We start from the raw sequence: 13,287 nt of genomic DNA on the forward strand, positions 1-13,287 counted from the left end.
CAGCACTTGGGCAAAGCAGCAAGGCATCTCGTACCGCACGGCCTGGAATTGGTACAAGGCCGGGCGACTGCCGGTGCCCGCGCACCAAACGCCGACCGGCACGATCCTGGTCGACGTGGACACCCCCGCCGCAGTGACCGGTCCCCGCGCGGCGCTCTATGCCCGCGTCTCCAGCCACGACCAAACATCCGACCTGGACGGCCAGGTCGCCCGCTGCCTCACCTTCGCCAACGCGCAACGCTTGAGCGTGGCGCAAACCGTCACCGAGATCGGTTCCGGTCTCAACGGCCATCGCAAAAAACTCCTCGCGTTACTGGCCGATCCCCACGTCGATGTCATCGTCGTGGAACACCGCGACCGTCTGATGCGCTTCGGTGCGGAATACGTCGAGGCGGCCCTCGCCGCCCGTGGCGCGCGCCTGCTGGTGGTCGATCCCGAAGAACTCAAGGACGATCTGGTGGCGGACATGATCGCGGTGTTGACTGCGTTTTGCGCCCGGCTTTATGGCCGCCGTGCGGCGGCACATCGTGTGCAACGGTTGGTCGAGCAATGCCAGGCGGACGGCGATGCGGACCGCTAAAGTTCAGCGCACCTACCAGACCCGGATCGCCGATCCCGAGGGGACGGCAGGCGCGGTGCTGGACGCCTATGCCGACCTCTACGGACGTGCCGAGCGCGCCCTATTCGCCGCGATGCGGCGCGGCGTGGCGCCCGGCGCGCTGAAGTCCGAGTTCATGGCGCGCTTCGGCCTCACCGCCCGGCAGTTCAACGCCATCGCCATCAACCTCAAAGGCAAGATTGCGTCCATCAAGGAACGTCGCGACGGGCTGATCGACGAGGCCGAGGCCCGTATCAAAAAGGCCGCGAAGGTCATCAAGACGCTCGACGCGCAGCGCGCCCCGGAAAAAGACCCCGCCAAACGCCAGCGCCTGCTCCACAAGCGCCACCAGAAACAGCGTCGGCTTGCGCGTCTGCGCGAGCGCCTCGTCCAACTGCGCGCGGATCGCGACGCTGGCACCGTGCGGATCTGTTTCGGCAGTCGAAAATTGTTCCATGCGCAGTTCGATCTGGAGGCGAACGACTACGATTCCCTTGACGAGTGGCGTGCGGACTGGCGCCGCGCGCGGTCCAGTCAGTTTTTTGTCATCGGCTCCAAGGACGAGACCGGCGGCTGCCAGGGCTGCGTGGGCGAGTACCTGGGCGGTCAGCGCTTCGCCCTGCGGTTACGGCTGCCCCCGGCGCTCTGCCCGTCCGGCGAGAAGTACCAGCGCCTGGAGATCGACCTGCCTTACGGTACGGATCAACTGGTCGCGGCACTCACCCTGGAACAGGCCGTCAGCTATCGCTTCCAGCGCGACGCCAAGGGCTGGCGGGTCTTCGTCACCACGCAGGCGCTGCCGTTCACGCTCGCGAGCGACCGGCGACTCGGCGTCATTGGGATCGATCTCAACGCCGATCACCTGGCGGTGTGCGAAACCGACCATGTTGGCAATCCGATTGCCGCGCTGACGATCCCGCTCGTCACCTACGGTCTCGACCGCCATCAAACCCAAGCGGCCATTGGCGACGCGATCAAGACGCTGATGGACTTCGCCCGCGACAAAGGCAAGCCGCTGGCGATCGAGAAGCTGACGTTCGCCCAAAAGAAAGCCGCCCTGGAGGACGAAGGCGGGCGTTACGCGCGCATGCTCTCGGCGCTGGCCTACGCGCGCATCGGCGCGACCCTGCGCGCCCGCGCCCATGATGCGGGCCTGGAAGTGATCGCGCGCAACCCCGCCTATACCTCGGTCATCGGGCGCGAGAAATTCGCCGGGCGCTATGGCCTGAGTCCCCATCACGCCGCCGCGCTGGTCATTGCGCGGCGTGCCCTGAACCTGTCGGAGCGACCCAATCGCCGCGCCAGTGCCGCCCGCCCCCTACCTGCAAGGAATCGGGGGCGGCACGTCTGGTCGTTTTGGAGGAAGGTCGCCCAAGAGCAACGACGGATGGACCGTGCGGGCAGTCGGTCCCAGGACCGATCCCGGTCGCCACCGGCCCTTCGGGGCGCGGCGCGAGCGGAGACCCTACTGCCTGCGGCCGGCGCGACTCCGGCCCGTGAATCGTCAGCAGCACTGTTCGGCTGACGTCCATGGAATATTTTTCTATGGTTTTAGGAACGGTGTCAGACGCTCATGCAGTGGATGAATTATCTGCTGCCGGTGGTGTTGCTGACCATGAGCGCCGGGCAACTGGCCAAAACCGGTCTGGAACCGCTACTGGCCATGACGCAATTCGTGGTCGCCTCGGCGATCCTGCTCCTGCTGTCCCTGTGGGTCATCTGGCAGCGCGGCCCATTGTCGCTGGGCGCCACGCTCGCCGCGCTGCGCGGCCCTTTCGCACTCGCGGTGGCGACGCGCAACAGCTTGATCTGCATGCCGATCATGATCGAATTGCTCACCCGGCCATTGGGATTTGCGCGCTCCCAGGTCGAGTTGCTGGTGCCGCTCAGCGTCTCCCTGCTGCGCGTCGGTCCCATCGTCTATTACGTCTGCGCAACGCTGTTTATCGCCCAGCTTTACGGGCTGACGCTCAGTGCCGGCGAACTCGCGCTGGTCATGTCGGCGTCCATCCTGGCCGGGTTTGCCTCGGCTGGCATGACGGGTCTGGCGATCGTTTCACTGACCAGCATCGCCTGCGGCTATCTCGGGCTGCCCTTCGAGGCGGCCTTCATCCTGTTTTTGGCGGTCGACCCCCTCTGCGATATTCTGCGCACGCTGGTGCTGGTGATCGGCAACACCGCCTCGGTGACGCTGATCGGCGCGCGCCCCGCGCGGATCACGGAGACCGCATGTCTTTCATAGGCGTTCTCGGCGGAATGGGGCCCGCCGCGACGGTCGACTTCATGGCCAAGCTGGTGGCGCTGACGCCCGCTCGCCGCGATCAGGATCACCTGCCGGTCGTGGTGGTCAGTCTGCCTCGGATCCCCGCGCGCAGCCCTGCGATTCTCGGGCATGACCAAGACCCGCTACCCGCTCTCGCGGACGGCATCGAACGGCTCAACCGCGTCAATGTGGGCGTGATCGCCATCCCCTGCAGCACCTCGCATCATTGGTACGGCCAACTCAGTGCCGTCAGCCGCGCACCCATTCTGCACATTGCGCGGGCGGCGGTGTCGCGAGCGCCGCGGGGCGCGCGTACCCTGATTCTGGCAACCCGCGGTGCCCTGGCATCGGGCTTCTTTCAGCGCGAGCTGGCCGCCCGCGAGACCCCCTTCGACATTCCATCCCCGGACGACGACCAAGTGTTGGTTGATGATTGCATTCGCCTGGTCAAGGCCGGACAACCCGCATTGGCCGGTGCATTCCTGAATCGGGTGCTCGCCAGCGCTCGTGAGCACGGTGTACGGACGGTGATCCTGGGTTGTACCGAACTGCCGCTTGCAGCCGCCCATATCGAGCGGCATGAACTGCAATTAATTGACTGCACGCTGGAACTGGCGCGTTGCGCGGTGGATTACGCCGTGCGGCGGGGCTGGAATCTCGCAACGCACGCTGGCCAGCGATCATGGCAAGGACATGGATCACGAGCCGTGCCTTGCGCCGAACTGAATTCCGGTGGATAAACGAATTCTCGTCGATCTCGCCAGCCAAACCCTGACGCACCGGGAGGTCGACCGTCTCCTGGCCCGCTACGCGTTTTTAGGAGCAGCATCCAGAATCGGTAGGACGACCTTGGTAGCGAGCCGATCCGAGCGTTCCCGAATTGTCCCGCCAAAAATTACCCGCATCTTGATCGAAACCACTGACCACCAAAAACGAACAGAGGACATTTCATGGATATCGCCGCACTGAATGCCGAATTCGCCATCCCCGACCACCTGCGTTTCACCGAGGGGCCTGGCGGCCTGACCATGATCGAGATCGCGAACGGTCTCGCCACGGCCACGATTTCGCCCTATGCCGGTCAGGTGCTGGCGTATCGTCCCGCCAGCGCGCCCGACGATCTGCTGTTCGTCAGCGAGCGCGCCTATTACGCGCCGGGCAAGGCGATCAAGGGCGGCATCCCGATCTGCTGGCCGTGGTTCGGGCCGGATCCGGAGGAGAAAGGGCGGGGAGGGCACGGGTTTGTGCGGGCCTGGGCGTGGGAGGTGAGGGCGTGCAAATCGCTGCCCAACGGTTCGACCCTGGTCAAGCTCGGCTTGGCGGACGATGCGGCCACCCGCGCGATCTGGCCGCGCTTTTTTAATCTCAGGCTGGAGGTCGTCGTCGGCGCGACCCTGTCCGTGGCGCTGATCACCCGCAATGCCGGCGATGCGCCGATTCGCATCACCCAGGGTCTGCATAGCTATTTCAAGGTGGGCGATGCGACCCGGACACGGGTCGTGGGACTCGACGGCTGTCGCTATCTCGACAAGGCCGCCGGCGCGGGCGATGCGGTGGCTGTGCAGGAGGGACCGGTCACGGTGTCCGGCGAGGTCAATCGGATCTATGAGCAGGTTCCAGCCCGCCTGAGCATCGAGGATCCGGTGCTGAATCGTCGCATCCGCATCGACGCCCAGCACAGCCGTACCTGCGTGGTCTGGAATCCCTGGGTCGAGACGGCACGGGCGATGGATGACCTGGACGACTTGGACTATCTGCGCTTCCTCTGTGTCGAAACGGTCAATACCGCCTCCGAGACGATCGAGATTCCGCTCCAGGGCGAGTCTCGGATTGTCGCCGAGTATCGGATCGAGCCCCTGACGGCCGGCGCATGAGCGACGGCGACCACGCGAATCCAGCAGCCGATGCCCAGTGGCTGGACTGGCTCGACTGGGCAAGGGGGCAGGGCGTCGCCGTCCCGGATGATGCCGCCTTCGCGGAGGCCCGCGCGCGGGTCTGGGAGGCGAGCGAATACGTTGCGATCGCCGCCGCGCGTCATCCGGGCGACTTCGCGGAGCTGATCGCGAGCGGCGATCTGGAGCGATCGTCTGGCGAAGGCGTGCTGGCGCGGCGGTTGGTGGCGGCACTGTCCGGGGTCGCCGACGAGAGTGCGTTGCAGACGTCGCTTCGGCTGTTTCGGCGGCGCGAGATGATCCGCATTATCTGGCGCGATCTGGCGGGCCGCGCGCCCCTGCCGGAGACGCTGGAGGATCTCTCCGAATTGGCGGATGTCTGCATCCGGCAGGCGCTGGAGCGGCTGTCCGACTGGACCCGCGCCGAACTCGGCACCCCCCGCGATCCGGTTGGCCGTCCGCTGCGTCTGGTCGTGTTGGCGATGGGCAAGCTCGGGGCCCGCGAACTGAATCTGAGTTCGGATATCGACCTGATCTTCGCCTTTCCGCAGGGCGGGGAGGTGACGGACGGACCGCGTCGCCTGAGTCATGAACAATTTTTCGTGCGTCTCGCGCAACGTCTGGTTCAGGCATTGGCCACTCAGACCGTCGACGGGTTCGTGTTCCGGGTCGATACCCGGCTGCGGCCCTTTGGCGAGGTCGGCCCGCTGGCCATGAGCTTTCAGGCCATGGAGGACTATTATCAGTCGCAGGCGCGCGAGTGGGAACGCTACGCCATGATCAAGGCGCGGCCGGTCGCGGGCGATCCCGCCGACCGCGATCAGCTCATGCTCATGCTGCGGCCCTTCGTCTACCGGCGTTATCTGGATTTCGGCGCCTTCGAGTCACTGCGCGACCTCAAGCGGATGATCGCCAAGGAACTCTACCGGCGCGGCATGGAGGCCAATATCAAGCTCGGCCCCGGCGGCATCCGCGAGATCGAGTTCATCGGTCAGGCGTTCCAGTTGGTCCGCGGCGGTCGCGATCCCGACCTGCAGGTGCGCCCGATTCGCCAGGTGCTCGCCTGTCTGGCGGACAAACACTTGATGCCCGCGGACGCCATCGCCCAACTCGACGCGGCCTATGTCTTTCTGCGCCTGGTCGAGAACCGGCTCCAGGCGTATCGCGACAAACAGACCCACAAGCTGCCGGAGGACGCCGCCGGTCAATGGCGTCTGGCGCGTTCCATGGGATTTGCCGACTGGCCGACTTTTGCGTCGGTGCTGGAGACGCATCGCCGCCTGGTTCAAGAGCAGTTCGATCATGTCTTTGCCGCGCCCGACAGCCACGAGGAGCCGGGCGAGTCCAGCCTGAACGGTCTCTGGACGGGGACGCACGACGCGGTGCATGACCTGGAACTCCTGGATCGGGCCGGTTTTGCCGATCCCGCGGTCGCCCGCGTCCGGATCGAGCAGTTCCGCGAAACCACCGCCCGCAAGGGTCTCAGCAGTCGGGGTCGCGACCGTCTGGCGCAACTGATGCCGATGGTGCTGCGGGTGATCGCCGCCAGCGAGCAGCCCGATCTGGCGCTGGAGCGGGTATTGCGCGTGCTGGAATCGGTCGCGCGACGCACCGCCTATCTCGCCATGCTGGTCGAATCTCCGGACATCCTGGCTCAACTCGCCCGGCTGTCCGGCATGAGCCCCTGGTTCACCGACCAGATCAGCCGTCATCCGCTGCTGCTCGACGAGCTGATCGACCCGCGTCGGCTCTATGCCCCGCTGCGCCGCGAGGATCTGGAGTCCGAACTCGACGCCTTGTTGTCGCATCTGGACGCCGACGATCTGGAGCAGCAGATGGAGCGGCTGCATCAGTTCGCCCAGGGCAACATGCTACGGGTCGCCGCGGCGGATCTGACCGAGGCCATCCCGCTGATGGTGGTCAGCGACTATCTGACCGAGATCGCGGAGGTGGCGGTCGCGCGCGTGCTGCGGCTGGCGTTCGCGCATCTGGTCCGCCAGCATGGACATCCAACCTCCATTCTGGGCGAGGACAGCGGATTTCTGGTGCTCGGCTACGGCAAACTGGGCGGGATCGAACTGGGGTACGGCTCGGATCTGGATCTGGTGTTTATTCACGGCACCGAACAGGTCAGCGCCATGACCGACGGTCCGAAGTCGATCAGCAACGAGCAGTTCTATGCCCGACTCGGACAGCGCATGATTCACATGATGACCACCCGGACCGCCTCGGGCGCGCTCTACGAGATCGACATGCGACTCCGGCCGGACGGCAACAAGGGCATGCTGGCGCGCTCGATTCATTCCTTCGCGGCCTATCAGGACAGCGATGCCTGGACCTGGGAGCATCAGGCCCTGGTGCGTGCCCGGCCGGTGGCGGGCGACCGGGTTCTGGCCGAGCGTTTCGGCGCGGTGCGTCGGGCGATTCTCTGTCAGGAGCGCGACCCCGAGACACTGCGCGACGCGGTGCGGACGATGCGCGAGAAGATGCGCACCAATCTGGACAAGTCGCGCGATGGGCGTTTCGACCTCAAGCAGGGGGCCGGCGGTATTGCCGATATCGAGTTTATGGTTCAATACGCAGTCCTGCGCTGGGCGGCGGCGCACCCAGCGCTGGCGGACTGGACCGATAATATACGACTGCTGGAGACCCTGGCGCGGCTCGGCCTGCTGCCCGGACAAGCGGCCGAGAACCTCACCGACGCCTACAAGGCATTGCGCGCGGTCTATCATCGCAGCGCGCTCCAGGAGCAACCAAAGACCGTCCCTTGGGATCGACTTCAGGCCGAGCGCGAGCGGGTGCGGGAGTGGTGGCGTGCGTTGATGCAGGAATAAGGTGATTTCCGGGAACGTTCATGCCCATGCCAAAGGCTTCAAAATGGACAGGATTCACAGGATTTCTCAGGATGGACAGGATTTTATCAAAAGCTGTTGTTAATCCTGTAAATCTTGAAACATCCTGTGAATCCTGTCTATTCACCGCCGTCCTGTTGGGTCGATTGTTTTCAGAAAATCACCTAAAGGGGCAAGGGCATCAAGGTTCAAGGGGCAAGGGGAAAACTCGGCGAGGGATGCTTTGCATGTCCTGGCATCTTGTCCTCACAGACGGGCAAGAGGCAATTGTGGCTGAGGATCAAGCGAGGACTGTTTCCTTGCCCCTTGTCCCTTGCCCCTTGCCCCTGATTTAGCGAAGCGGAGTGGAAACATGGCGACGATGGCGGACCGTGACGGTCTGATCTGGCTGGATGGCGAAATGGTGCCCTGGCGCGAAGCCAAGACCCATGTTCTGACCCATACCCTGCATTATGGCATGGGCGTTTTCGAGGGCGTCCGGGCCTATAAGACCGCGCAAGGCGCGGCGATCTTCCGGTTGGCGGATCACACCGATCGCCTGTTCAATTCCGCGCATATCCTGGGAATGCCGATGCCCTGGGATCGCGCGACCCTGAACCGGGCGCAGCGCGACGTGGTGCGCGAGAACCATCTGGACTCCGGTTACATCCGCCCCATGTGTTTCTACGGTTCCGAGGGCATGGGCCTGCGCGCGGACAATCTCCAGGTCCACTGCATGGTCGCCGCCTGGTCCTGGGGCGCCTATCTGGGCGAGGACAACATGCGCAACGGCATCCGCATCAAGGTCTCGTCCTTCACCCGTCATCATGTGAACACCACCATGTGTCGCGCCAAGGCCAACGGCAACTACATGAATTCCATGATGGCGTTGCAAGAGGCGCTACGCGATGGCTACGATGAGGCGTTGCTGCTCGATGCCTCCGGCTTCGTCATGGAAGGCAGCGGCGAGAACGTCTTCATCGTGCGCGACGGCATCCTCTACACGCCGGATCTGACCTCCGCGCTGGACGGCATCACCCGCCGCACGGTCATGACGCTGTGCGACGAACTCGGTCTGCGGGTGGTGGAAAAGCGCATCACCCGCGACGAGGTCTATATCGCCGACGAAGCCTTCTTCACCGGCACCGCCGCCGAGGTCACGCCGATCCGCGAGGTGGACGGTCGCGCCATTGGAGCCGGAACTCGCGGTCCCATCACCGAACGTCTGCAAACGCTTTATTTCGATCAGGTCCACGGACGCCGCGACCGCCATCCGGAATGGCTGACGCTGGTCTGAAACCCGCGTCCAGCCGGCCTTGACCGCCGCCTGGACGCGCCGAGACACACGCGATGATGGAGAACCAACCCATGCCCCATACCGCTGCCGCGAGCACGCCCGTGCAACCGGCCATTCAGGTCAGCCGCAAGGATCTCCCCCTGTCCTGTCCGCCGCCGGACGCCCCCGTCTGGAATCTGCACCCACGGGTCTATCTGCCGATCGAGGACGAACCGCACGGCGAGGCTGTCTGCCCCTATTGCGGTGCGCGCTATGTCCTGACGGATTGAGCCTTGGATGTGTCCCTGTCGGCGGTTTGAAGCGAATCAACCCTGGCTGGCTACGGCGATGGATTTTGGCGACTCCATCCCCGAGCCCAAGGGCGTCGCCTCATGGATGCGTGGATCAATCATCCAGAATCGCATGGTTTCTGTTGCGCCTTAAGATGCTCTGACACATATTGTGTCGCGGCGAGATCCTTGAGTGTCATGTCGTCGAGCGCGTTAGCAAACGCTGCCGCGAGAGTCTCCTCGATGTGCCGGACGCCGTCATCCAACACCGTGCCCAGACAGCCGCTCGCGCGTTCCTCGAAGCGCCGGGTCGCGTCGAGGAGATCGGCGATCCTGATCGACTCGGGCGCGCGCGCCGGCACATAGCCGGGATCCTCGTCGGCGGTGCGGAGCAGGAAACCCGATCGTTCCAGCATCGTTAGGGTATTTTGCGTATTGATCCTGGGTACGGCCAGCGCGCTGGACAGGTCATGACACGTCCAGGCCGGTTCTCCGATCGCATGGCGGCGGGCGATCTGGCCCGCGACCATCAGCGCCAGACGCTCGCGCTGTCGATTGCTCAGTCGCAGATCGTGGGTGCGGGTGGTCAGGTATTCCGGGTGTTGATGATAGAAGGCGATGCTGGCGCCGATCAGCAGGATCGACCAGCCGATATGGATCCAGATCATCAGCAGCATCAGGATCGCCAGGCTGGAATAGATCGCCATGAAGCGGGTCGATCCGGCCATGAAGGCGGAGAACAGGTCGCCGACGACCTCCCACAACAGCCCGGCCACCAGGGCGCCGATCAGGGCCGAGCGCAGACTGACCCGGGTACTGGGAATGACCATGTAAAAAAAGGCGAAGGTCAGGGAGATCATCAGATAAGGCCCCAACTGGCCGAAGGTCTCGATCAGCGCGGCGATGACGGGGCTGGCGATCAGCGGTTGTCCGGCGAGCTGGTGGCTCAAGGAGGCGGAGAGTCCGACCGCCGAGAAGAACAGCACGGGGCCGACCAGCAGCACACTTAGATAGAGGCCGAAGCGTTGCGCGAAACGCCGCTGTTCGGTGACGCGCCAGGTACTGTTGAAGACCTGCTCGATCTTCTGAATCAGCGAGATGACGGTGAAAATCAGGGTCGCGAGACCCACCGAGCCCAGCACGCCCACCTGCATGTTATCGACGAAACCGATGATTCGCCCGACGATCTCCACCCCGGATTCGCCGAGCGGTTCCAGGGCGCTCAACAGGAAGGGTTCCAACTGATTATGGACGCCAAACCCCTTGAGCACGGAGAAACTGACCGCCAGCAGGGGCACCAGCGAGAGGAGTGTGGTATAGACCAGACCCATGGACTGAAGCGACAGGTTCCCCGTCAGATCGCGCGCCAGGGCGTAGAGAAGGCGCGCCAGCCAGCGGAGACGCGCTTGCCAACGCGGCGGGGTAGCGGTTTGGGGGCCCCACAGCAGCGAGTCGATTCGCTCCGCGACGGACTGGAGTCGGTTCATCCGAGGTGCTCGCCGGAACCGGCGGGTCCGCGAACGCTCGGTGTCATTTCGTTCTTGAGTTGGTCCATGATCACCTTGATGTCGTCAAGCCTCTGTCGTGCGCCGCCTCGTCGATCATTCGAGCATGATCGCACGGCGGTGTTTGTTGATTTTCCACCACGAGAGTGATTCGCCGCATGAAACCTTTGCTCCGAGGTCTGTTCCTTGTACTTCCCTGTTGTTTTGGCACGGTCGTTGACGCTGGAGAGGAAGTGGGGCTGATGCCGGTGGAGGATCAGGCCGCCGCCCCGGATTTCAACCTGCCAGGTCCGGATGGGCGCACCTATCGGCTCGCGGAGTATCTCGGCAAACCCATCATCCTGAATTTTTGGGCCACCTGGTGTCCGCCCTGCCGCGCCGAGATGCCGTCCATGCAGCGCGCCCATGAGATCCTCGCCCCCGAGGGCATTGCGGTGATCGCGATCAATGTGGGCGACGATGTCGAGGCCGTGCGGGAATTCCTCGCCGACACCCCGGTCAGCTTTCCGCTCCCCATGGATCGGGATAGCGTCATCGCCCAACGCTATCCGGTCATCGGCCTGCCGACGACCTTTGTGATCGACGCCGAGGGCCGGCTGGCGTTCAGCGCGACCGGCGAGCAGGAATGGGACGCTCCCGCGCTGCTGGATCAGGTGCGCGCACTTCAGCGTCCACGCTAGGGTTTGAGCAGGATGCAAGCCTGTAGCCTGTAGGGGCGAATTTATTCGCCCCGTCGGTTGTGCGGTGCAGAGGATGCAGGGGCGAATGAATTCGCCCCTACGGCGATGCCGCTCGACATCGGCGTTGAGCGCATCGATCCGTGCCTTGGGACAGTGGCGGGGCGGCGATCGTCCCACACGAATACAATTGATGACACGCCCTAGCCGCAATGGATTTTTCCGACTCTGCGAGCGCCCTCCGGATGGGGGTAGACTAGCATCCCCCGAGCCCCGCTCGCCACCGCCCGATCAGGATACAGCGCCTCCGTGGATCCCCGTTTCGTCCATTTGCATCTTCACTCCGAATATTCGCTGGTCGACGGCCTGGTGCGGATCAAGCCGCTGGTCAAGGCCGTGGCGACGGCCGGGATGCCGGCGGTGGCCGTCACCGATCAGGTCAATCTCTTCTCGCTGGTGCGGTTCTACAAGGCGGCGGTCGGGGCCGGTCTCAAGCCGATCGCCGGGGCCGATCTCTGGGTGCGCAATCCGGAGGATGCGAACAAACCCCATCGGCTGGTGCTGCTGGTTCAGGATAACCGGGGCTACGGCAATCTGACCCGGCTCATCTCGCGCGCCTATGTGGAGGGTCAGCATCTGGGGCTGCCCCAGGTCGAGCCCGACTGGATCGAATCCGCCGCCGAGGGGCTGATTGCGCTCTCGGGCGGTCCCCAGGGCGATGTCGCCCGCGCCCTGCTCAACGGGCGGCCCGAGGTGGCCGAGCGTCTGCTCGACCGCTGGCTGACCGCCTTCGGCGACCGCTACTATCTGGAACTGATCCGCACCGGTCGCGAGTCGGAGGCCGAGCTGATCGAATTGAGCGTCGATTTGGCGATCCGCTGCGGGGTGCCGGTGGTCGCGACCAACGATGTGCGTTTCCTTGCCGCGTCCGACTTCGAGGCCCACGAGGCGCGGGTCTGCATCCACGAGGGGCGTACCCTGGGCGACCCGCGCCGTCCTCGCCTCTACAGCGACGAACAGTTTCTGCGCACTCCGGCGGAGATGGCCGAACTCTTCGCCGATCTGCCGGAGGCGCTGGAAAACTCGGTCGAGATCGCCAAGCGCTGCAATCTGGAACTGACGCTGGGCAAGAATTATCTGCCCGCCTTTCCGGTGCCGGCTGGGATGACGATCGATGCCTTTTTTACCGAACAATCCCGCCAGGGGCTCGACTGGCGTCTGGAGCGCATCCTCGACCGCGCCGCTCCCGATGTCGCCGAGCAGCGCCGCGCCTATGACGAACGTCTCGCGCTGGAACTCGATGTCATCGTCCAGATGGGCTTTCCCGGCTATTTCCTGATCGTCGCCGACTTTATCCAGTGGGCCAAGGACAACGGTATCCCGGTTGGACCGGGGCGCGGTTCGGGCGCGGGCTCGCTGGTCGCCTACGCGCTCAAGATCACCGATCTGGACCCGATCGAGCATGATCTGCTGTTCGAGCGCTTCCTGAACCCCGAGCGGGTGTCCATGCCCGACTTCGACGTGGACTTCTGCATGGAAGGCCGCGACCGGGTCATCGACTATGTGGCCGACAAATACGGTCGCGAGGCGGTCTCGCAGATCATCACCTTCGGCACCATGGCGGCCAAGGCGGTGGTGCGCGATGTCGGGCGGGTGATGGGGCATCCTTATGGCTTCGTCGACCGGGTCGCCAAAATGGTGCCCTTCGAGCTGGGCATGACCCTCGGGAAGGCGCTCGCCGAGAGCGACGACCTCAAGCTCGCCTACCAGGACGACGAGGAGGTACGCGCGCTCATCGACATGGCCCGCAAACTGGAGGGGTTGGCCCGCAACGCCGGCAAGCATGCCGGCGGCGTCGTCATTGCGCCCACCAAGCTGACCGACTTCGCGCCGCTCTACTGCGAGCCGGGCGGGGCGAATCTGGTCACCCAGTTCGACAAGGACGACGTCGAGCA

The 13,287-nt window shown here is 64.5% G+C and carries 11 protein-coding genes; 10 read left to right on the forward strand and 1 reads right to left on the reverse strand.

The window, feature by feature from the left end:
• From QZY07_RS16310 to QZY07_RS16345, 8 genes are all read left to right on the forward strand, one after another.
• Positions 1–580: IS607 family transposase (locus QZY07_RS16310; RefSeq protein WP_295404994.1), on the forward strand; the 580-nt coding region annotated here is incomplete at its 5' end.
• Positions 567–2,123: a hypothetical protein gene (locus QZY07_RS16315; RefSeq protein WP_295404996.1), complete on the forward strand. Its 1,557-nt coding sequence runs from the start codon at positions 567–569 to the stop codon at positions 2,121–2,123. The genes QZY07_RS16310 and QZY07_RS16315, both read left to right, overlap by 14 nt.
• Before the next feature lie 48 nt (positions 2,124–2,171).
• On the forward strand, positions 2,172–2,840 hold the full coding sequence (locus QZY07_RS16320) for a cation:dicarboxylase symporter family transporter (protein ID WP_295404999.1): 669 nt from the start codon (positions 2,172–2,174) through the stop codon (positions 2,838–2,840).
• Positions 2,828–3,601: an amino acid racemase gene (locus tag QZY07_RS16325; protein WP_295405002.1), complete on the forward strand. Its 774-nt coding sequence runs from the start codon at positions 2,828–2,830 to the stop codon at positions 3,599–3,601. Before QZY07_RS16320 ends, QZY07_RS16325 begins: the two co-directional genes overlap by 13 nt.
• A 210-nt stretch (positions 3,602–3,811) precedes the next feature.
• Positions 3,812–4,735: a D-hexose-6-phosphate mutarotase gene (locus QZY07_RS16330; RefSeq protein WP_295405005.1), complete on the forward strand. Its 924-nt coding sequence runs from the start codon at positions 3,812–3,814 to the stop codon at positions 4,733–4,735.
• Entirely contained in the window at positions 4,732–7,587 is a 2,856-nt protein-coding gene (glnE, locus tag QZY07_RS16335; RefSeq protein WP_295405007.1) for a bifunctional [glutamate--ammonia ligase]-adenylyl-L-tyrosine phosphorylase/[glutamate--ammonia-ligase] adenylyltransferase, read from the forward strand. The genes QZY07_RS16330 and glnE overlap by 4 nt, the downstream gene beginning before the upstream one ends.
• A 370-nt stretch (positions 7,588–7,957) precedes the next feature.
• Positions 7,958–8,881 (forward strand): branched-chain amino acid transaminase, encoded by a 924-nt coding sequence (locus QZY07_RS16340; protein WP_295405010.1) that lies wholly within the window; start codon positions 7,958–7,960, stop codon positions 8,879–8,881.
• 71 nt (positions 8,882–8,952) lie between these two features.
• Positions 8,953–9,150, forward strand: a complete 198-nt coding sequence (locus QZY07_RS16345) for a zinc-finger domain-containing protein (RefSeq protein ID WP_295405013.1) — start codon at positions 8,953–8,955, stop codon at positions 9,148–9,150.
• A 119-nt stretch (positions 9,151–9,269) separates the two neighbouring features.
• Here QZY07_RS16345 and QZY07_RS16350 read toward each other — a convergent pair whose 3' ends face one another.
• Positions 9,270–10,637 carry a YihY/virulence factor BrkB family protein gene (locus QZY07_RS16350; protein ID WP_295405015.1) on the reverse strand — a complete coding sequence of 456 codons (1,368 nt, stop codon included), beginning with the start codon at positions 10,635–10,637 and terminating at the stop codon, positions 9,270–9,272.
• Between the two features lie 176 nt (positions 10,638–10,813).
• Between QZY07_RS16350 and QZY07_RS16355 the strand changes: the two genes are divergently transcribed.
• Positions 10,814–11,335, forward strand: coding sequence for a TlpA disulfide reductase family protein (locus QZY07_RS16355; protein WP_295405018.1), 522 nt, complete (start codon positions 10,814–10,816; stop codon positions 11,333–11,335).
• 306 nt (positions 11,336–11,641) lie between these two features.
• On the forward strand, positions 11,642–13,287 hold a 1,646-nt coding region (gene dnaE / locus QZY07_RS16360), incomplete at its 3' end, for a DNA polymerase III subunit alpha (RefSeq protein ID WP_295405021.1).

The sequence above is a fragment of the uncultured Thiocystis sp. genome (assembly GCF_903866365.1).
In the GTDB taxonomy this organism is placed as follows: Bacteria; Pseudomonadota; Gammaproteobacteria; order Chromatiales; family Chromatiaceae; genus Chromatium.

Excerpts from the sequence above, each read along its gene's own strand:
- QZY07_RS16315 (WP_295404996.1), top strand. The coding sequence starts at position 567 with ATGCGGACCGCTAAAGTTCAGCGCACCTACCAGACCCGGATCGCCGAT.
- QZY07_RS16320 (WP_295404999.1), top strand. The coding sequence starts at position 2,172 with ATGCAGTGGATGAATTATCTGCTGCCGGTGGTGTTGCTGACCATGAGC.
- QZY07_RS16325 (WP_295405002.1), top strand. The coding sequence starts at position 2,828 with ATGTCTTTCATAGGCGTTCTCGGCGGAATGGGGCCCGCCGCGACGGTC.
- QZY07_RS16330 (WP_295405005.1), top strand. The coding sequence starts at position 3,812 with ATGGATATCGCCGCACTGAATGCCGAATTCGCCATCCCCGACCACCTG.
- glnE (WP_295405007.1), top strand. The coding sequence starts at position 4,732 with ATGAGCGACGGCGACCACGCGAATCCAGCAGCCGATGCCCAGTGGCTG.
- QZY07_RS16340 (WP_295405010.1), top strand. The coding sequence starts at position 7,958 with ATGGCGACGATGGCGGACCGTGACGGTCTGATCTGGCTGGATGGCGAA.
- QZY07_RS16345 (WP_295405013.1), top strand. The coding sequence starts at position 8,953 with ATGCCCCATACCGCTGCCGCGAGCACGCCCGTGCAACCGGCCATTCAG.
- QZY07_RS16350 (WP_295405015.1), bottom strand. The coding sequence starts at position 10,637 with ATGAACCGACTCCAGTCCGTCGCGGAGCGAATCGACTCGCTGCTGTGG.
- QZY07_RS16355 (WP_295405018.1), top strand. The coding sequence starts at position 10,814 with ATGAAACCTTTGCTCCGAGGTCTGTTCCTTGTACTTCCCTGTTGTTTT.